Annotated in this window: 14 protein-coding genes, 2 tRNA genes and 1 other RNA gene; 9 read left to right on the top strand and 8 right to left on the bottom strand. The window is 54.2% G+C overall.

From position 1 onward, the window contains the following. Positions 1–144: 144 nt before the first annotated feature. From DFO52_RS03100 to narI, 4 genes are read left to right on the top strand one after another with little or no spacing between them, the layout of a single operon-like run. Entirely contained in the window at positions 145–3,888 is a 3,744-nt protein-coding gene (locus DFO52_RS03100; protein WP_133549278.1) for a nitrate reductase subunit alpha, read from the top strand. Further along, positions 3,885–5,420, top strand: coding sequence for a nitrate reductase subunit beta (gene narH, locus DFO52_RS03095; protein ID WP_023312109.1), 1,536 nt, complete (start codon positions 3,885–3,887; stop codon positions 5,418–5,420). The genes DFO52_RS03100 and narH overlap by 4 nt, the downstream gene beginning before the upstream one ends. Then, a complete protein-coding gene (gene narJ, locus DFO52_RS03090; protein ID WP_047647518.1) occupies positions 5,417–6,127 on the top strand; it encodes a nitrate reductase molybdenum cofactor assembly chaperone in 711 nt (236 codons plus the stop codon). Before narH ends, narJ begins: the two co-directional genes overlap by 4 nt. Next, positions 6,127–6,804: a respiratory nitrate reductase subunit gamma gene (narI, locus tag DFO52_RS03085; RefSeq protein ID WP_023312107.1), complete on the top strand. Its 678-nt coding sequence runs from the start codon at positions 6,127–6,129 to the stop codon at positions 6,802–6,804. Before narJ ends, narI begins: the two co-directional genes overlap by 1 nt. Here narI and DFO52_RS03080 read toward each other — a convergent pair. Continuing rightward, the gene (locus tag DFO52_RS03080; protein WP_133549845.1) at positions 6,801–7,697 is read right to left on the bottom strand and encodes a DMT family transporter; all 897 of its coding nucleotides are present in this window, start codon (positions 7,695–7,697) and stop codon (positions 6,801–6,803) included. The genes narI and DFO52_RS03080 overlap by 4 nt on opposite strands. A gap of 108 nt (positions 7,698–7,805) precedes the next feature. On the opposite strand from DFO52_RS03080, the gene DFO52_RS03075 reads away from it, so the two are divergent. Continuing rightward, positions 7,806–8,249 carry an Lrp/AsnC family transcriptional regulator gene (locus tag DFO52_RS03075; protein WP_029740417.1) on the top strand — a complete coding sequence of 148 codons (444 nt, stop codon included), beginning with the start codon at positions 7,806–7,808 and terminating at the stop codon, positions 8,247–8,249. Between the two features lie 111 nt (positions 8,250–8,360). Here DFO52_RS03075 and DFO52_RS03070 read toward each other — a convergent pair. The 5 genes from DFO52_RS03070 to DFO52_RS03050 form a co-directional block, all read right to left on the bottom strand. Then, positions 8,361–8,491: non-coding RNA, RtT sRNA (locus DFO52_RS03070), on the bottom strand. 45 nt (positions 8,492–8,536) lie between these two features. Beyond that, positions 8,537–8,621 (bottom strand) — tRNA-Tyr (locus tag DFO52_RS03065). Positions 8,622–8,656: 35 nt separating this feature from the next. Then, positions 8,657–8,741 (bottom strand) — tRNA-Tyr (locus tag DFO52_RS03060). 157 nt (positions 8,742–8,898) lie between these two features. Next, positions 8,899–9,741 (bottom strand): formyltetrahydrofolate deformylase, encoded by an 843-nt coding sequence (gene purU, locus DFO52_RS03055; RefSeq protein ID WP_133549276.1) that lies wholly within the window; start codon positions 9,739–9,741, stop codon positions 8,899–8,901. 46 nt (positions 9,742–9,787) lie between these two features. Next, positions 9,788–10,246: a YchJ family protein gene (locus DFO52_RS03050; RefSeq protein ID WP_133549274.1), complete on the bottom strand. Its 459-nt coding sequence runs from the start codon at positions 10,244–10,246 to the stop codon at positions 9,788–9,790. A 114-nt stretch (positions 10,247–10,360) separates the two neighbouring features. On the opposite strand from DFO52_RS03050, the gene rssA reads away from it, so the two are divergent. The 3 genes from rssA (at position 10,361) to galU (ending at position 13,477) form a co-directional block, all read left to right on the top strand. Then, on the top strand, positions 10,361–11,263 hold the full coding sequence (rssA, locus tag DFO52_RS03045) for a patatin-like phospholipase RssA (RefSeq protein ID WP_029741684.1): 903 nt from the start codon (positions 10,361–10,363) through the stop codon (positions 11,261–11,263). 91 nt (positions 11,264–11,354) lie between these two features. Beyond that, positions 11,355–12,368 (top strand): two-component system response regulator RssB, encoded by a 1,014-nt coding sequence (rssB, locus tag DFO52_RS03040; protein ID WP_023312101.1) that lies wholly within the window; start codon positions 11,355–11,357, stop codon positions 12,366–12,368. Positions 12,369–12,568: 200 nt separating this feature from the next. Continuing rightward, a complete protein-coding gene (galU, locus tag DFO52_RS03035; protein ID WP_133549272.1) occupies positions 12,569–13,477 on the top strand; it encodes a UTP--glucose-1-phosphate uridylyltransferase GalU in 909 nt (302 codons plus the stop codon). A gap of 201 nt (positions 13,478–13,678) precedes the next feature. Here galU and hns read toward each other — a convergent pair whose 3' ends face one another. Then, complete coding sequence (gene hns, locus DFO52_RS03030) at positions 13,679–14,092, bottom strand: histone-like nucleoid-structuring protein H-NS (RefSeq protein WP_008502781.1); 414 nt, start codon at positions 14,090–14,092, stop codon at positions 13,679–13,681. A gap of 549 nt (positions 14,093–14,641) precedes the next feature. Here hns and tdk point away from each other — a divergent pair. Then, positions 14,642–15,256, top strand: a complete 615-nt coding sequence (gene tdk, locus DFO52_RS03025; RefSeq protein ID WP_029741683.1) for a thymidine kinase — start codon at positions 14,642–14,644, stop codon at positions 15,254–15,256. Positions 15,257–15,321: 65 nt separating this feature from the next. On the opposite strand, the gene adhE is transcribed toward tdk, so the two are convergent. Then, positions 15,322–18,000 (bottom strand): bifunctional acetaldehyde-CoA/alcohol dehydrogenase, encoded by a 2,679-nt coding sequence (gene adhE, locus DFO52_RS03020; RefSeq protein ID WP_029741682.1) that lies wholly within the window; start codon positions 17,998–18,000, stop codon positions 15,322–15,324. Positions 18,001–18,146: the final 146 nt, after the last annotated feature.

Raw genomic sequence — 18,146 nt, 5'->3', positions numbered from 1 at the left:
GGTGGTATTTGGGATAACCCCTCACCTGAAAGTCCCTCCTCGTCTTGATCGTTATCAATTCTCCCCCTCTTTCAGGGCGTTACCTTCGCTGCAAATCAGCAATGTCGATTTAGAGAGCCACAGGCTCCACACAGGAGATACCCGATGAGCAAATTTTTGGACCGGTTTCGCTACTTCAAACAGAAGGGTGAAACTTTTGCCGATGGGCACGGCCAGGTTCTGGATACCAACCGGGACTGGGAAGACGGTTACCGTCAGCGCTGGCAGCATGACAAAGTCGTCCGTTCGACCCACGGCGTGAACTGTACCGGTTCATGTAGCTGGAAGATTTTCGTTAAAAACGGTCTGGTGACCTGGGAAATGCAGCAGACCGACTATCCGCGCACCCGCCCGGATATGCCAAACCACGAACCGCGCGGCTGCCCGCGCGGTGCCAGCTACTCCTGGTATCTCTACAGCGCTAACCGTCTGAAATACCCTCTGATGCGCAAGCGCCTGATGAAAATGTGGCGTGAAGCGAAAGTGCAGCACAGCGATCCGGTGGATGCCTGGGCTTCCATCATCGAAGATGCGGACAAAGCAAAAAGCTTCAAGCAGGCTCGCGGTCGCGGTGGTTTCGTTCGCTCCTCATGGAAAGAAGTGAACGAGCTGATTGCCGCCTCCAACGTCTACACCGTCAAAACCTACGGTCCTGACCGCGTGGCGGGCTTCTCGCCAATTCCGGCGATGTCGATGGTCTCTTACGCCTCCGGGGCGCGCTATCTGTCGCTGATCGGCGGTACCTGCCTGAGCTTCTACGACTGGTATTGCGACCTGCCGCCTGCGTCTCCGCAGACCTGGGGCGAGCAGACCGACGTGCCGGAATCTGCGGACTGGTATAACTCCAGCTACATCATCGCCTGGGGCTCTAACGTTCCTCAGACGCGTACGCCGGACGCGCACTTCTTTACCGAAGTCCGTTACAAAGGCACCAAAACCGTGGCGGTGACCCCTGACTACGCGGAAATCGCCAAGCTTTGCGATCTGTGGCTGGCGCCGAAACAGGGTACCGACGCCGCGATGGCGATGGCGATGGGCCACGTCATGCTGCGTGAATTCCATCTTGATAAGCCAAGCCAGTACTTCACCGACTACGTTCGCCGCTACACCGACATGCCGATGCTGGTCATGCTGGAAGAGCGTGAGGGCTACTATGCTGCTGGCCGCACGCTGCGCGCCGCCGATCTGGTGGATTCGCTGGGCCAGGAAAATAACCCTGAGTGGAAAACCGTTGCGTATAACAGCAACGGCGAGCTGGTGGCGCCAAACGGCTCTATCGGCTTCCGCTGGGGCGAGAAGGGCAAGTGGAACCTTGAGCAACGCAACGGCACCACCGGCGAAGAAACGGAGCTGCGCCTGAGCATGCTGGGCAGCCAGGACGAGATCGCCGAGGTCGGGTTCCCGTACTTCGGCGGTGAAGGTTCAGAGCACTTCAACAAGGTTGAACTGAAAAACGTTCTGATGCACAAACTGCCGGTTAAACGCCTGCAGCTGGCCGACGGCTCTACCGCGCTGGTCACCACCGTTTATGACCTGACCATGGCGAACTATGGTCTGGAGCGCGGTCTGGGCGATGAAAACTGCGCAACCGGCTATGACGACGTGAAGGCCTACACCCCGGCCTGGGCGGAGCAGATCACCGGCGTTCCTCGCGCGCATATTACCCGTATCGCACGTGAGTTCGCAGAGAACGCGGACAAAACGCACGGCCGTTCGATGATCATCGTCGGTGCGGGTCTGAACCACTGGTATCACCTCGATATGAACTATCGCGGTCTGATCAACATGCTGATCTTCTGCGGCTGCGTTGGTCAGAGCGGCGGCGGCTGGGCGCACTATGTGGGCCAGGAAAAACTGCGTCCGCAGACCGGCTGGCAGCCGCTGGCGTTTGCCCTCGACTGGCAGCGTCCGGCACGCCACATGAACAGCACCTCGTACTTCTATAACCACTCCAGCCAGTGGCGCTACGAAACGGTCACCGCGCAGGAGCTGCTGTCGCCGATGGCGGATAAATCCCGCTACAGCGGCCACCTGATCGACTTCAACGTGCGTGCTGAACGCATGGGCTGGCTGCCGTCGGCGCCGCAGCTGGGCACTAATCCGCTGCGCATCGCGGAAGCGGCGAAGCAGGCGGGCATGTCACCGGTGGATTACACCGTGAAATCCCTGAAGGATGGCTCTATCCGCTTCGCGGCAGAGCAGCCGGAAAACGGTAAAAACCACCCGCGTAACCTGTTCATCTGGCGCTCCAACCTGCTGGGCTCGTCCGGTAAAGGCCACGAGTACATGCTGAAATACCTGCTCGGTACCGAAAACGGTATCCAGGGGAAAGATCTCGGCAAGCAGGGCGGCGTGAAGCCGGAAGAGGTGGAGTGGAAAGACAACGGTCTCGACGGCAAGCTGGATCTGGTGGTGACGCTCGACTTCCGTCTGTCCAGCACCTGCCTGTACTCCGACATCGTGCTGCCAACCGCGACCTGGTACGAAAAAGACGACATGAATACCTCGGATATGCATCCGTTTATTCATCCGCTGTCTGCGGCCGTTGACCCGGCGTGGGAATCGAAAAGCGACTGGGATATCTACAAGGACATCGCGAAGAAATTCTCCGAAGTCTGTGTAGGGCACCTCGGCAAAGAGACCGACGTGGTGACGCTGCCAATCCAGCACGACTCCGCCGCCGAACTGGCGCAGCCGCTGGACGTGAAGGACTGGAAAAAAGGCGAATGCGACCTGATCCCGGGCGTAACCGCGCCGCACATTATTCCGGTTGAACGCGACTATCCGGCAACCTACGAGCGCTTTACCTCTATCGGCCCGCTGATGGAGAAAATCGGTAACGGCGGGAAGGGGATCGCCTGGAATACCCAGAGCGAAATGGATCTGCTGCGCAAGCTCAACTACACCAAGGCGGACGGCCCGGCGAAAGGCCAGCCAATGCTGAACACGGCGATTGATGCGGCAGAGATGATCCTGACCCTGGCCCCGGAAACCAACGGCCACGTTGCCGTGAAAGCCTGGGCGGCACTGAGCGAGTTCACCGGCCGCGACCATACGCACCTGGCGACGAATAAAGAGGAAGAGAAAATCCGCTTCCGCGATATTCAGGCGCAGCCGCGCAAGATTATCTCCAGCCCGATCTGGTCAGGCCTGGAAGATGAGCACGTGTCTTATAACGCGGGCTACACCAACGTTCACGAGCTGATCCCATGGCGCACCCTGTCAGGCCGCCAGTCGCTTTATCAGGATCATCAGTGGATGCGCGACTTCGGTGAAAGCCTGCTGGTCTACCGTCCGCCAATCGACACCCGCTCCGTGAAAGCGGTGATGGGCGCGAAATCGAACGGTAACCCAGAGAAGGCGCTGAACTTCCTGACGCCTCACCAGAAGTGGGGTATTCACTCAACCTACAGCGACAACCTGCTGATGCTGACCCTGTCGCGCGGCGGTCCGATTGTCTGGATGAGCGAAACGGACGCCAAAGATCTGGGTATTGAAGATAACGACTGGATCGAAGTGTTCAACAGCAACGGTGCCCTGACGGCGCGTGCGGTGGTGAGCCAGCGCGTACCGGCCGGGATGACCATGATGTACCACGCGCAGGAACGTATCGTTAACCTGCCGGGGTCAGAAATTACCGAGCAGCGCGGCGGGATCCACAACTCCGTGACCCGCATTACGCCGAAGCCGACCCACATGATCGGTGGCTATGCGCAGCTGGCCTACGGCTTTAACTACTACGGCACCGTAGGATCGAACCGCGATGAGTTCGTGGTGGTACGTAAGATGAAGAATATTAACTGGTTAGACGGCGAAGGTAATGACCAGGTACAGGAGAGCGTAAAATGAAAATTCGTTCACAAGTCGGCATGGTGCTGAATCTGGATAAATGCATCGGCTGTCATACCTGCTCGGTCACCTGTAAAAACGTCTGGACCAGCCGCGAAGGTATGGAATACGCCTGGTTCAACAACGTGGAAAGCAAGCCGGGCACCGGCTTCCCGACCGACTGGGAAAACCAGGAGAAGTGGAAGGGCGGCTGGATCCGTAAAATCAACGGCAAGCTGCAGCCGCGCATGGGTAACCGCGCGATGCTGCTGGGTAAAATCTTCGCTAACCCGCACCTGCCGGGCATCGACGATTACTACGAGCCGTTCGACTACGACTACCAGAACCTGCACAACGCGCCGGAAAGCAAGCACCAGCCGATCGCCCGTCCTCGCTCGCTGATCACCGGTCAGCGCATGGATAAGATTACCAGCGGTCCAAACTGGGAAGAGATTCTGGGCGGCGAGTTCGAGAAACGCGCCAAAGACCAGAACTTCGAGAACATGCAGAAGGCAATGTACGGCCAGTTCGAAAATACCTTCATGATGTACCTGCCGCGCCTGTGCGAGCACTGCCTCAACCCGGCGTGCGTGGCGACCTGCCCGAGCGGCGCCATCTACAAGCGTGAAGAAGACGGCATCGTGCTGATCGACCAGGACAAGTGCCGCGGCTGGCGTATGTGCATCACCGGCTGCCCGTACAAAAAAATCTACTTCAACTGGAAGAGCGGTAAATCCGAGAAGTGCATTTTCTGCTACCCGCGTATCGAAGCCGGAATGCCGACCGTCTGCTCCGAAAGCTGCGTAGGCCGTATTCGCTACCTCGGCGTGCTGCTGTATGACGCGGACGCGATTGAAAACGCCGCGAGCACCGAGCACGAGAAAGATCTGTATCAGCGTCAGCTGGACGTCTTCCTCGATCCGAACGATCCGAAGGTGATTGAGCAGGCGCTGAAGGACGGCGTGCCGCAGAGCGTCATCGACGCGGCGCAGCAGTCACCGGTATACAAAATGGCAATGGACTGGAAGCTCGCGCTGCCGCTGCATCCGGAATACCGCACCCTGCCGATGGTCTGGTACGTGCCGCCGCTGTCGCCGATTCAGTCCGCGGCTGACGCGGGCGAGCTGGGCAGCAACGGCATCCTGCCGGACGTGGAAAGCCTGCGTATTCCGGTTCAGTACCTGGCGAACCTGTTGACCGCAGGGGACACCCAGCCGGTTCTGCTCGCGCTTAAGCGTATGCTGGCGATGCGTCACTTCAAACGTGCGGAAACCGTAGACGGTGTGACCGATACCCGCGCGCTGGAAGAGGTCGGTCTGACCGAAGCGCAGGCGCAGGAGATGTACCGCTATCTGGCGATTGCCAACTACGAAGACCGTTTCGTGGTGCCGAGCAGCCACCGCGAGCTGGCCCGCGAAGCCTTCCCGGAAAAAAATGGCTGTGGCTTTACCTTTGGCGACGGTTGCCACGGGTCAGACAGCAAATTCAACCTGTTCAACAGCCGCCGCATCGATGCCATGGATGTGACCAGCAAAACGGAGCCGCACCAATGATTGAACTCGTCATTGTTTCGCGTCTGCTCGAGTACCCGGATGCTGCGCTTGCGCAGCATCAGCAGGAACTCTTTGATGCACTCGCGTCATCTGAAAACCTGGATAAAGAGGATGCCCAGACGCTGGGCGTTTTCCTCCGCGATCTGCTGGCGCGCGACCTTCTGGACGCGCAGGCGGACTACAGCCAGCTGTTTGACCGCGGGCGCGCGACCTCGCTGCTGCTGTTTGAACACGTGCACGGTGAGTCCCGTGACCGCGGTCAGGCGATGGTCGACCTGATGGCCCAGTACGAACAGCACGGCCTGCAGCTCGACAGCCGCGAGCTGCCGGATCATCTGCCGCTGTATCTGGAGTACCTGGCGCAGCTGCCGAAAGAGGAGGCGCTGGGCGGTCTGCAGGACATCGCGCCGATCCTGGCGCTGCTCGGCGCGCGTCTTCAGCAGCGGGAGAGCCGCTATGTGGTGCTGTTCGATCTGCTGGTGAAGCTGGCCAACGCAGCGGTCGACAGTGAAAAAGTGGCGGAGAAAATTGCGGATGAAGCTCGCGATGATACGCCACAAGCGCTGGACGCGGTCTGGGAAGAAGAGCAGGTGAAATTCTTTGCTGACCAGAACTGCGGCGAGTCTGAAATCTCCGCTCACCAGCGTCGTTTTGCCGGCGCGGTTGCCCCGCAATATTTGAATATCTCTAACGGAGGACGGCACTAATGCACTTCCTGAATATGTTCTTCTTTGACATTTACCCGTATATCGCGGGCACCGTGTTCCTGGTGGGAAGCTGGCTGCGTTACGACTACGGCCAGTACACCTGGCGTGCCGCCTCCAGTCAGATGCTGGATCGCAAGGGTATGCATGTGGGCTCTAACCTGTTCCACATCGGTATTCTGGGGATTTTTGCCGGTCACTTCCTGGGAATGCTGACGCCGCACTGGATGTATGAAGCGTGGCTACCGATTGAGGTGAAGCAGAAAATGGCGATGATCGCCGGCGGTGCCTGCGGCGTGATGACCCTGGTGGGAGGCCTGCTGCTGCTGAAGCGTCGTCTGTTCAGCCCGCGCGTGCGTGCGACCACGACCGCAGCGGATATCCTGATCCTCTCCCTGCTGATGGTGCAGTGCGCGCTGGGCCTGCTGACCATTCCGTTCTCGGCGCAGCATATGGACGGGAGCGAAATGATGAAGCTGGTCGGCTGGGCGCAGTCCGTGGTGACCTTCCACGGCGGAGCCTCCGCGCACCTGGACGGCGTGGCGTTTATCTTCCGCGTTCACCTGGTGCTGGGGATGACGCTGTTTGTGCTGTTCCCGTTCTCTCGTCTGGTGCATATCTGGAGCGCGCCGGTAGAGTACCTGACGCGCAAATACCAGATTGTGCGCGCCCGTCGCTAATTCACCGTTTTGACACTCACCCCGCACTCGCGGGGTTTTTTTTCGCCCCAGCCCAGGTTATTGCCCGCGGCAGCAAACAGGATAAGCGCGCCGCCCGCCAGCTGCGTCAGGTTCAGCGAGTGTCCGAACACCAGATTATCGACAACGATCGCCACCACCGGATAGATAAACGACAGGGAGCCGGTAATGGGCGTAGGCAGCTTCTGAATTGCACTATATAGCAGCTGGTACATAATGCCGGTATGAACGATGCCCAGCGTCAGCAGAGTCGGCCAGGGGAAATCACCGGAAAATGACGGCATGCTGGCAAAAGGTAAAAGCATCACGACGCCCGTCAGCACCTGGATAAAGGCAATATGCTGCGGCGCAACGGATCTGAGCTTGCGGGCAATAATGGCCGTGACCGCATAGAAGAAAGCTGCGGCCATCGCCAGGCCGATTCCGGCGAGCCATTCACTGCCATGCGCGCCGGTCAGCTCGCTGGAGAGCAAGATCACCACGCCGCCGAAGGCGAGGAACAGCCAGCCCCATTTGACGAGGCTGACGCGTTCACCTAAAAACATCCCCATCAGGACCAGCATAAACGGCTGGGTGTTATAGACTACGGTCGAAAGCCCAATAGAGATCCGCTCATAGGCCGCGAAGAGCAGCTGCCAGTTCACCACTAATGCCACGCCGCCGAGAATGGCCAGCAGCAGCGTGGTGCGGGTGAGGGGACTGAAGGGCTTTTGACTTATTCGGATAAAAATAAAAAGCGCCATTGCCCCAATAAGACAGCGCCAGAACACCACCTCCGTCACCGGCAGACCGCTGAGTAAAACAAACGCTCCGATTGAGCCGGAAATTAACATCGCCAGGCTCATTTGCCAGACGCCTTTATGGAAATCACGCATCATCCACCTCCTGATTGTATGACGCTATTGTCGAAAATCGCTGTCGGGTTTTACAGGGATGAGATAAGGTGAAATGCAATGATGGCTTTTTAAAATTAGGTGAAAACGATGGAATACCTTCTCGATGATATCGACCGACAAATTTTAGCCTGTCTGGTTGAGGATGCGCGCATGTCTTTGAAGGTGCTCAGCGGACGCATCGGTCTGACTTCCCCCAGCACGGCAGAACGCCTGAAGAGGCTGGAAGAGCGCGGTGTGATTCAGGGGTATGGCGCACGGGTGAATCTGGCGGCGCTGGGGTATACGCTGCAGGCACTGGTGCGCGTGCGGCCTTTGCCGGGGCTGTTGCATAAGGTGGATAAATACATTCAGGCGATGCCGGAGTGTATAGAGAGTGACAAAGTCACCGGGGAAGATTGCTTTGTGATTAGGCTGGTGGTGCGATCGATAGAGCAGCTGGATGTGCTGCTGGACGGCCTGGCGGAGCATGCCCAGTGCAATACATCCATTGTGAAAAGTTCGCCGGTGAAGCGCCGTTTGCCGCCGATGTAGGCTTCTGTCGCCGGGTGGCGGCTGCGCCTTACCCGGCCTACAAAGGCTTCCCCGTTACGGAAATGCATGATGCCTGGTGCAAAAAGGAGATTCAGAGTTATTTGAAAGTAATGGTGGTGGGGGAAGGATTACTCGGCGCGTTGCGCCTCGCCCTTCGGGTCGTTGCCTGCGGCAACGCTTTCTCGCTACGCTCGAATCGAACCTTAGTCGAAGCTTCTCATCCTTCCCCGTTACGGAAATGCATGATGCCTGGTGCGAACAGAAGATTTGGAGTTATTTGAAAGTGATGGTGGTGGGGGAAGGATTCGAACCTTCGAAGTCGATGACGGCAGATTTACAGTCTGCTCCCTTTGGCCGCTCGGGAACCCCACCAGGGGTAATTCAAATTTTGAGGTCGTGCTGAGAGATGGTGGTGGGGGAAGGATTCGAACCTTCGAAGTCGATGACGGCAGATTTACAGTCTGCTCCCTTTGGCCGCTCGGGAACCCCACCACGGGGTAATGCTTTTAACTGGCCTGCTTCCTGCTGGAAGCGGGGCGCATCATATCAAATGAGACGCCCCTGTAAAGCATTCCTTTAGGGAAATGAAGCTGTTTGCCTGCTTTTTATCCGTAAAGGCGCAAAGCTAATCAATTCATTTTCCGAAAGATTAAAGAATGATGGTTCTGTTGCCGTACACGAAGACCCGCTGCGCCAGCACCTGATACAGCGCACGACTCAGCACGTTCTTCTCAACGTCACGCCCTGCACGCATCATGTCCTCGGCCGTGTAGGTGTGGTCCACGTGAATCACGTCCTGCATGATGATTGGACCTTCGTCCAGGTTGTCATTCACGTAGTGCGCGGTGGCTCCGATGATCTTCACCCCGCGCTCGTACGCCTGGTGGTATGGACGCGCACCAATAAAGGCCGGCAGGAACGAGTGGTGAATGTTGATGATCTTATTCGGGAAACGCGACACGAAGGAGGGCGTTAACACGCGCATGTATTTCGCCAGCACCACGTAGTCCGGGTTATGCGCTTCAATGGCCTGGGCCATCAAATCGTCGTGTTCTTCACGGGTATGGCCTTCGTGGCTAACCAGCTCGAACGGAATATCAAAACGCTCGACCAGCGAGCGCAGCGTCTCATGGTTGCCAATAACGGCAGCTATTTCCACGTCCAGACCGCCGTAGTTTGCTTTCATCAGCAGGTCGCCCAGACAGTGTGCTTCTTTGGTCACCAGGATCACAATGCGGCGTCGACCGGCTGGGGTCAGCTCGCGTACGGAACCTTCCGGAAGCGCGCTGTCGAGATCGGCAAGCAGGGTGGTGTCGTTGAAAATACCTTCGAGTTCGGTACGCATAAAGAAGCGGCCGGTACGGTGGTCAACGAACTCGTTGTTCTGCACGATATTCAGTTCATGTTTGTAGCAAATGTTGGTAATTCGTGCGATCAGTCCTTTTTGATCGGGACAGATGGTGCGCAGAACTTTACGTTGTAATGATTGCATCGCCGGGAAATCCTGTTTGTATTTGCGAAGTCTGGGTTGTCAGGCATTACTGCCCGCAACACTTTTTAAATTTTTTACCTGAACCACACGGGCAGGGATCGTTACGACCAAACTGTGGGCGCGTTCCGTCAATATAATACCACTGCCCGCTTTCCTTTAAGAACCGGGAACGCTCGATAATGGCTCCAGGTTTATTATTCTCGGTAAAGCGGGCGACGAAGCTGACGTAACCTTCATCAACATGGCTGCCCGTTGAGGATTCATAGACGGTAAGGCCGAGCCACTGCGTGTTCGCGAAGCCGGCTTCGATGTCCTGTCTGAGTTCGTCAGCGTGGCAGGAGGGATGCCAGGTTTTAATCAGGTAGTCTGCGTCTTTGATCACAAAAGCAGTGTAACGTGAACGCATGAGGTGTGACGGGTCTGGTGCAACCTGATCGCCAGACAGATATCGCTGGCAACATAGGCTATACTCCAGAGCGCTACCACAAGGGCAGAGTTGAGACACGATTCTCTTCCTGGAACAAATAATAAAGGCGTAAAACGCTTCGGGTAGCACTATGTTAACTGAGCTGTTGCGTTGACGCTATGTCAGGAATCCAGGGGAAGTAAAACAGGGCTAATGAGAAAGGTTAAAATTGGACTGGCGCTGGGCTCAGGTGCAGCCCGGGGATGGTCACACATCGGCGTGATTAATGCCTTGAACAAGATGGGCATTGACGTAGATATAGTCGCGGGTTGTTCAATAGGATCGCTTGTCGGCTCCGCTTACGCGTGCGGGAAGCTTCCGGAACTTGAGACCTGGGTGCGTTCCTTCAGTTACTGGGACGTCCTGCGTCTGATGGACCTCTCGTGGCAGCGTGGTGGGCTGTTGCGCGGCGAACGCGTCTTTAACCAGTTCCGCCAGGTGATGCCTCTCGAAGACTTTACTGATTGTCAGATGCCCTTCGGCGCCGTCGCGACGAACCTCAGCACGGGACGTGAACTGTGGCTAACCGAAGGGGATATCCATCTTGCCGTGCGCGCCTCCTGCAGCATGCCGGGGCTCATGGCGCCTGTCCCACACAACGGTTACTGGCTTGTCGACGGTGGCGTCGTGAACCCGGTTCCCATCTCTCTGACCCGTGCAATGGGGGCGGATATTGTGATTGCCGTCGACCTGCAGCACGATGCCCACCTGATGCAGCAGGACCTCATGCCGGTCAATCTCCAGAGCGAAGATGCCGAGGGCGAGAAACTGGCCTGGCATGAGCGCCTGCGCGGCAGAATCGGGCGCATGGCCGCGCGACGCTCGGTTGCCGCGCCGACGGCGATAGAAATCATGACCACGTCAATCCAGGTTCTGGAGAACCGCCTCAAGCGCAATCGTATGGCAGGCGACCCGCCAGATATTCTTATTCAGCCTTACTGTCCGCAAATCTCTACTCTTGATTTCCATCGGGCTGAGGCCGCCATCGCAGCGGGCTCGTTAGCCGTCGAAAAGAAAATGGACGAATTGTTGCCTTTTGTGCAAACAGCACGTTAAGCACCTTTTTTTGACTACTTCAGCAAAATCTGACAGGCGATAGTGCCGATCGCATGCCACTATTTAGTTACTGTCAGCCAGGGGAGGAACCATGACGCAGCCATTGGCCGGAAAACACATTTTGATTGTAGAAGACGAGCCCGTTTTCCGATCGCTACTGGATTCGTGGTTATCCTCGCTGGGAGCAATCACTTCACTCGCTGAAGATGGTATCGACGCCCTGGAAAAAATGATCAGTATTACGCCCGATTTGATGATTTGCGACATTGAGATGCCGCGCATGAATGGACTGAAGCTGGTTGAACATCTGCGTAACGAAGGCAACCAGACGCCGATTCTGGTGATCTCTGCCACAGAGAATATGGCGGATATCGCCAAAGCATTGCGCCTTGGCGTCCAGGATATTCTGCTTAAGCCGGTCAAGGATCTGAACCGGCTGCGAGAAACGGTCTTAGCGTGCCTTTATCCGAATATGTTTAATTCCCGGGTCGAGGAAGAGGAGCGTCTTTTCCAGGACTGGGATGCCCTGGTGAGTGATCCTCCTGCTGCGGCGAAACTGTTGCAAGAACTTCAGCCGCCCGTACAGCAAACTATTTCACACTGCCGCGTAAATTATCGCCAGCTGGTGGCGGCTGACCAGCCGGGACTGGTGCTGGATATCGCACCATTATCTGATTCCGACCTTGCGTTTTATTCTCTGGATGTCACCCGTGCGGGGGATAATGGCGTGTTAGCCGCGTTGCTTCTTCGCGCGCTATTTAATGGTTTGCTGCAGGAACAGTTATCGCATCAGGGACAACGGCTGCCGGAGTTAGGCAGTTTGCTCAAACAGGTAAACCAGCTTTTTCGTCAGGCTAATTTGCCCGGACAGTTCCCGCTGCTGGTCGGCTATTACCACAGCGGTTTAAAGAATCTGATCCTCGTTTCAGCAGGTCTCAATGCTTCACTGAATACCGGTGAACATCATATTGAGGTGAGTAACGGTGTGCCGCTTGGGACATTGGGAACGGCGTATCTTAATCAAATTAGCCACCGCTGTTCCTCCTGGCAGTGCCAAATTTGGGGCGCCGGGGGACGGCTACGCTTAATGTTGTCCACGGAATAAGCAATTGGATCTTAATTTTAAGATTGCTTTACCTGTGTTTTACGGGGAGTGCTACTATCGCTGCCCAGTTTCATGCGTATTTATCCTAATTGATCGGCAACGCGTTCTTTTCAGACCCGAACTGCGGGGCGAGGCTGATATACTCAACGCGTTATTTATTGCATAAAAGTTCAAAACTTGAACAGCTCAGGAGAATTTGAATGGCTGCCCTAAATTCGAAAGTCAGAAAGGCCGTCATCCCGGTAGCGGGATTGGGGACCAGGATGTTACCAGCAACTAAGGCAATTCCTAAAGAGATGCTGCCTCTGGTTGATAAGCCATTAATCCAGTATGTCGTTAATGAATGTATCGCAGCCGGCATCACTGAAATTGTGCTGGTTACGCATTCATCAAAAAACTCTATCGAAAACCATTTCGATACAAGCTTTGAACTTGAAGCCATGCTGGAAAAGCGTGTTAAGCGTCAGCTGTTAGAAGAAGTTCAGTCTATTTGCCCGCCACACGTTACCATTATGCAGGTTCGTCAGGGCCTGGCTAAAGGTCTGGGCCACGCTGTTATGTGTGCACATCCTGTTGTAGGTGATGAGCCTGTAGCGGTAATTCTGCCTGACGTAATTCTGGACGAATACGAATCCGATCTTTCTCAGGATAACCTGGCTGAGATGATCAAACGTTTCGACGACACCGGCAGCAGCCAGATCATGGTAGAGCCTGTTGAAGACGTGACGGCATACGGTGTGGTTGACTGCAAAGGCGTTAACCTTGATCCGGGCGAAAGCGTGCCAATGGTTGGCGTGGTAGAGAAGCCTAAAGCCGACGTAGCGCCTTCAAACTTGGCCGTTGTAGGTCGCTATGTTCTGAGCGCTGAAATCTGGCCTCTGCTGGCGAAAACGCCTCCAGGAGCGGGGGATGAGATTCAGCTGACGGATGCCATTGATATGCTGATCGAGAAAGAGACCGTTGAGGCTTACCATATGAAAGGTAAGAGCCATGACTGCGGTAATAAGCTTGGTTATATGCAGGCGTTTGTTGAATATGGTATTCGCCACAATACTCTTGGTGAAGAATTTAAAACCTGGCTCAAAGAGAGCGTAGGTATTAAGAAATAAGCCACGGTTACATATGTCCGAAACCGGTGAGGCGCTGCCCACCGGTTTTTTTATGCCCTAAACACTTCTGAAACCTGTCTCTAAGTACAGTTATTAAAATTGCCAAATAATGCTTTATGACAGAGTGTAAGGGGATGTTTGCCACAAATTTAGGTTAAAAAAAATCCCGCATTACGCGGGATTTTTCTGAATACGGCTGGATTAATCCTTGATCAGGAAGTCGTCCAGCTGTTTACCTTGTTCGTCCATGGCTTTCTTGATAACAGCAGGAGTGCGGCCCTGGCCAGTCCAGGTTTTAGTTTCGCCGTTCTCGTCAACGTAGCTATATTTAGCAGGACGAGCAGCACGCTTGGCTTTAGTACCGGTTTTAGCTGCAGCCATGCTGTTCAGCAATTCATTTGGATCGATACCATCAGCAATCAGCATTTCACGATATTGCTGCAGTTTACGAGTACGTTCTTCGATTTCAGCAGCAGCTGCGCTTTCTTCTTCACGACGTTCATTAACTACAACTTCTAATTTTTCCAGCATTTCTTCAAGCGTTTCGAGGGTGCATTCTCTTGCCTGCGCACGAAGAGTACGGATGTTGTTCAGAATTTTAAGTGCTTCGCTCATTGTAGTAATCTCAAACTTATAATGGGGGGTGGTTTGTTGACCTAATAATAGAGCCATAAATTCAGTTGTGCAATAGCCAGGAATGTAAGGAATTCAAAAAATACTAAATAATGCCGCTATTATTAATTACGCTAACTTAAATTTCATCACCCAACAGTCTCGTTTGTTATCACGTGACCCGGCAGAACCCGGCCGATTGCATCTTTTTTTTGTGACATTTACCGCAGGAATTATAGTTGCGGCGGAAAAATATCAGCCTTTTGTATTAGTTCCCCAGCGTGATGTTAAGACAGTAATAGTTAATAAATAGTGAATTTTAAAGAACGGGGATTCCACTATAAAAAGCAGTGTTATGTTTGGCTGAACATATAACATATTGGCCGGGCAGAAGGAGTTTACCTCATGTTTTAACGGGCTATTTTCTTAAAAAGAAGGTTGTGAACTCCGCGCTGAAACGCTTCCCCAGCTTGCTACATCGATGATGACCAGACAAATTATGGTACAATGAATCATCGGGAATATTACACATTGATTAGGGTTTTACGGCCAATGGCACAACTTTATTTCTACTATTCGGCAATGAATGCCGGGAAATCCACCGCGTTGCTGCAATCCTCGTACAATTACCAGGAGCGCGGGATGCGTAGCGTTGTTTATACGGCTGAAATTGACGATCGCTTTGGCGCAGGGAAGGTGAGCTCAAGAATAGGGCTCTCGTCGCCTGCCAGACTGTTTAACCCGAAAACCGATCTGTTTGAGGACATTCGTACAGAACATGCTTTGCAGCCCATTCACTGTGTTCTGGTAGATGAGAGCCAGTTTCTGACGCGTGAACAGGTTCATGCCCTTTCAGAGGTGGTCGATGAGCTTGATATTCCCGTGCTGTGTTACGGCCTGCGTACGGATTTCCGCGGTGAGCTCTTTGCCGGTAGCCAGTATTTGCTCGCCTGGTCGGATAAGCTTGTCGAATTGAAAACAATCTGCTTCTGCGGTCGCAAAGCCAGCATGGTGCTTCGTCTCGACCAGGCCGGGAAACCTTATGCAGATGGCGAGCAGGTGGTTATAGGCGGTAATGAACGCTATGTTTCAGTCTGTCGTAAGCATTATAAAGAAGCGCTGTCGGTAGGCTCGCTGACGGCGATTCAGCACGACAACAGGAAATAACGCCAGCCTTGTTATACAGACATAAAAAAACCCGCCATAAAGGCGGGTTTTTCATCTGCTGCTAATTAAGCGCTTTTCTTCGCTTTCTTATCAGCTTTGATGACAGGAACTTCTGTTTTCACAGCGGCAACGTCACCTTCTTTGAACTCACGACCGTAGAAGGTATCCAGCAGAATCTGTTTCAGCTCGGAGATCAGTGGGTAGCGCGGGTTAGCACCAGTACACTGGTCATCGAATGCATCTTCAGACAGCTTATCTACGTGAGCGAGGAAGTCAGCTTCCTGAACGCCTGCTTCACGGATAGATTTAGGAATACCCAGCTCAGCTTTCAGGCTTTCCAGCCATGCCAGCAGTTTCTCAATCTTCGCAGCAGTACGGTCACCCGGTGCGCTCAGACCAAGGTGGTCTGCGATTTCAGCGTAACGACGACGCGCTTGCGGACGGTCGTACTGGCTGAAAGCAGTCTGCTTGGTTGGGTTGTCGTTAGCGTTATAACGGATAACGTTGCTGATCAACAGGGCGTTCGCCAGACCGTGAGGAATGTGGAACTGAGAACCCAGTTTGTGCGCCATAGAGTGGCAAACACCCAGGAAGGCGTTCGCAAACGCGATACCGGCGATGGTAGCTGCACTGTGAACGCGTTCACGTGCTACCGGGTTTTTAGACCCTTCGTTGTAGGACGCCGGCAGGTTTTCCTTCAGCAGTTTCAGAGCCTGCAGAGCCTGACCGTCAGAGAACTCAGATGCCAGCACAGAAACGTAAGCTTCCAGGGCGTGAGTTACCGCATCCAGACCACCGAACGCACAGAGTGATTTCGGCATTTCCATGACCAGGTTCGCATCAACGATAGCCATGTCTGGGGTCAGTGCATAGTCAGCCAGTGGGTATTTCTGACCTGTTGCATCGTCCGTTACTACTGCGAATGGCGTAACTTCTGAACCGGTACCGGAAGTGGTGGTTACCGCGATCATTTTCGCTTTTACGCCCATTTTCGGGAACTTGTAGATACGTTTACGGATGTCCATAAAGCGCAGCGCCAGTTCTTCGAAGTGGGTTTCAGGATGCTCGTACATGACCCACATGATTTTCGCGGCGTCCATTGGGGAACCGCCACCCAGTGCGATAATCACATCTGGTTTGAAGGAATTAGCCAGCTCAGCACCTTTACGCACAACGCTCAGGGTCGGGTCAGCTTCAACTTCAAAGAACACTTCTGTCTCAACGCCAGACGCTTTCAGAACAGAGGTGATCTGGTCAGCGTAGCCGTTGTTGAACAGGAAACGGTCAGTCACGATGAGCGCACGTTTGTGGCCATCAGTAATCACTTCATCCAGCGCGATTGGCAGTGAGCCACGGCGGAAGTAGATAGATTTCGGAAGTTTGTGCCACAACATGTTTTCAGCTCGCTTAGCAACGGTTTTCTTGTTGATCAGGTGTTTTGGACCAACGTTTTCAGAGATGGAGTTACCACCCCAGGAACCACAACCCAGAGTCAGGGAAGGTGCGAGTTTAAAGTTGTACAGGTCACCGATACCACCCTGAGAAGCAGGGGTGTTAATCAGGATACGTGCAGTTTTCATCATCTGACCGAAGTGGGCAACGCGTTCTGGCTGGTTATCCTGGTCGGTGTACAGACAAGACGTGTGACCGATACCGCCCATGGCAACCAGTTTCTCGGCTTTCTCTACCGCGTCTTCGAAATCTTTCGCACGGTACATTGCAAGCGTTGGAGACAGTTTTTCGTGTGCAAACGGCTCGCTTTCGTCGACAACTTTCACTTCACCGATCAGGATTTTGGTTGTTGCCGGAACGGTAAAGCCTGCGAGTTCAGCAATTTTGTAAGCCGGCTGACCCACGATGGCAGCGTTCAACGCGCCATTTTTCAGGATAATGTCCTGAACGGCTTTCAGCTCTTTGCCCTGCAGCAGGTAGCCGCCGTGGCTGGCGAAACGTTCACGAACAGCGTCGTACACGGAATCAACAACAACAACAGACTGTTCAGATGCACAGATCACGCCGTTATCGAAGGTTTTAGACATCAGTACAGACGCAACGGCACGTTTGATGTCAGCAGTTTCGTCGATAACAACAGGGGTGTTACCGGCGCCCACACCGATCGCTGGTTTACCGGAGCTGTATGCGGCTTTAACCATGCCAGGACCACCGGTCGCCAGGATCAGGTTAATGTCCGGGTGATGCATCAGCGCATTGGAGAGCTCAACGGAAGGTTGGTCGATCCAGCCAATCAGATCTTTTGGTGCGCCAGCAGCGATCGCCGCCTGCAGGACAATATCTGCCGCTTTGTTGGTCGCGTCTTTCGCACGTGGGTGTGGAGAGAAGATGATTGCGTTACGGGTCTTCAGGCTAATCAGTGATTTGAAGATAGCTGTAGACGTTGGGTTAGTTGTCGGAACAATACCGCAGATGATGCCGATAGGTTCAGCGATGGTGATGGTACCGAAGGTGTCGTCTTCGGACAGCACGCCACAGGTTTTCTCATCTTTATAGGCGTTGTAGATATACTCGGAAGCAAAGTGGTTTTTGATCACTTTATCTTCCACGATACCCATGCCGGATTCGGCAACGGCCATTTTAGCGAGAGGGATTCGAGCATCTGCAGCAGCCAGTGCGGCCGCGCGGAAGATTTTATCAACCTGTTCTTGGGTGAAATTGGCATATTCACGCTGGGCTTTTTTAACGCGCTCGACGAGGGCGTTCAGTTCAGCGATATTAGTAACAGCCATAATGCTCTCCTGATAATGTTTAAACTCTTTTAGTAAACCAGCGCTCGATACGTCACACAGTATAGACAGAGCCGATACGACTTGCGTAACACAAAGTAAAACAAAGAGTTACTTTCTGCGTCAGCACACTAATTTACTAAAAGAGC

Origin of the sequence: Enterobacter sp. AG326, assembly GCF_004362415.1 — a bacterium.
Classification (GTDB): Bacteria; Pseudomonadota; Gammaproteobacteria; order Enterobacterales; family Enterobacteriaceae; genus Enterobacter; species Enterobacter asburiae.
The sequence above is the reverse complement of the archived record's forward strand: the minus strand, read 5'-3'. Positions and strand labels throughout refer to the sequence as shown.

Coding starts and splice junctions, on each gene's coding strand:
- DFO52_RS03100 (WP_133549278.1), top strand. CDS start 145: ATGAGCAAATTTTTGGACCGGTTTCGCTACTTCAAACAGAAGGGTGAA.
- narH (WP_023312109.1), top strand. CDS start 3,885: ATGAAAATTCGTTCACAAGTCGGCATGGTGCTGAATCTGGATAAATGC.
- narJ (WP_047647518.1), top strand. CDS start 5,417: ATGATTGAACTCGTCATTGTTTCGCGTCTGCTCGAGTACCCGGATGCT.
- narI (WP_023312107.1), top strand. CDS start 6,127: ATGCACTTCCTGAATATGTTCTTCTTTGACATTTACCCGTATATCGCG.
- DFO52_RS03080 (WP_133549845.1), bottom strand. CDS start 7,697: ATGCGTGATTTCCATAAAGGCGTCTGGCAAATGAGCCTGGCGATGTTA.
- DFO52_RS03075 (WP_029740417.1), top strand. CDS start 7,806: ATGGAATACCTTCTCGATGATATCGACCGACAAATTTTAGCCTGTCTG.
- purU (WP_133549276.1), bottom strand. CDS start 9,741: ATGCAATCATTACAACGTAAAGTTCTGCGCACCATCTGTCCCGATCAA.
- rssA (WP_029741684.1), top strand. CDS start 10,361: ATGAGAAAGGTTAAAATTGGACTGGCGCTGGGCTCAGGTGCAGCCCGG.
- rssB (WP_023312101.1), top strand. CDS start 11,355: ATGACGCAGCCATTGGCCGGAAAACACATTTTGATTGTAGAAGACGAG.
- galU (WP_133549272.1), top strand. CDS start 12,569: ATGGCTGCCCTAAATTCGAAAGTCAGAAAGGCCGTCATCCCGGTAGCG.
- hns (WP_008502781.1), bottom strand. CDS start 14,092: ATGAGCGAAGCACTTAAAATTCTGAACAACATCCGTACTCTTCGTGCG.
- tdk (WP_029741683.1), top strand. CDS start 14,642: ATGGCACAACTTTATTTCTACTATTCGGCAATGAATGCCGGGAAATCC.
- adhE (WP_029741682.1), bottom strand. CDS start 18,000: ATGGCTGTTACTAATATCGCTGAACTGAACGCCCTCGTCGAGCGCGTT.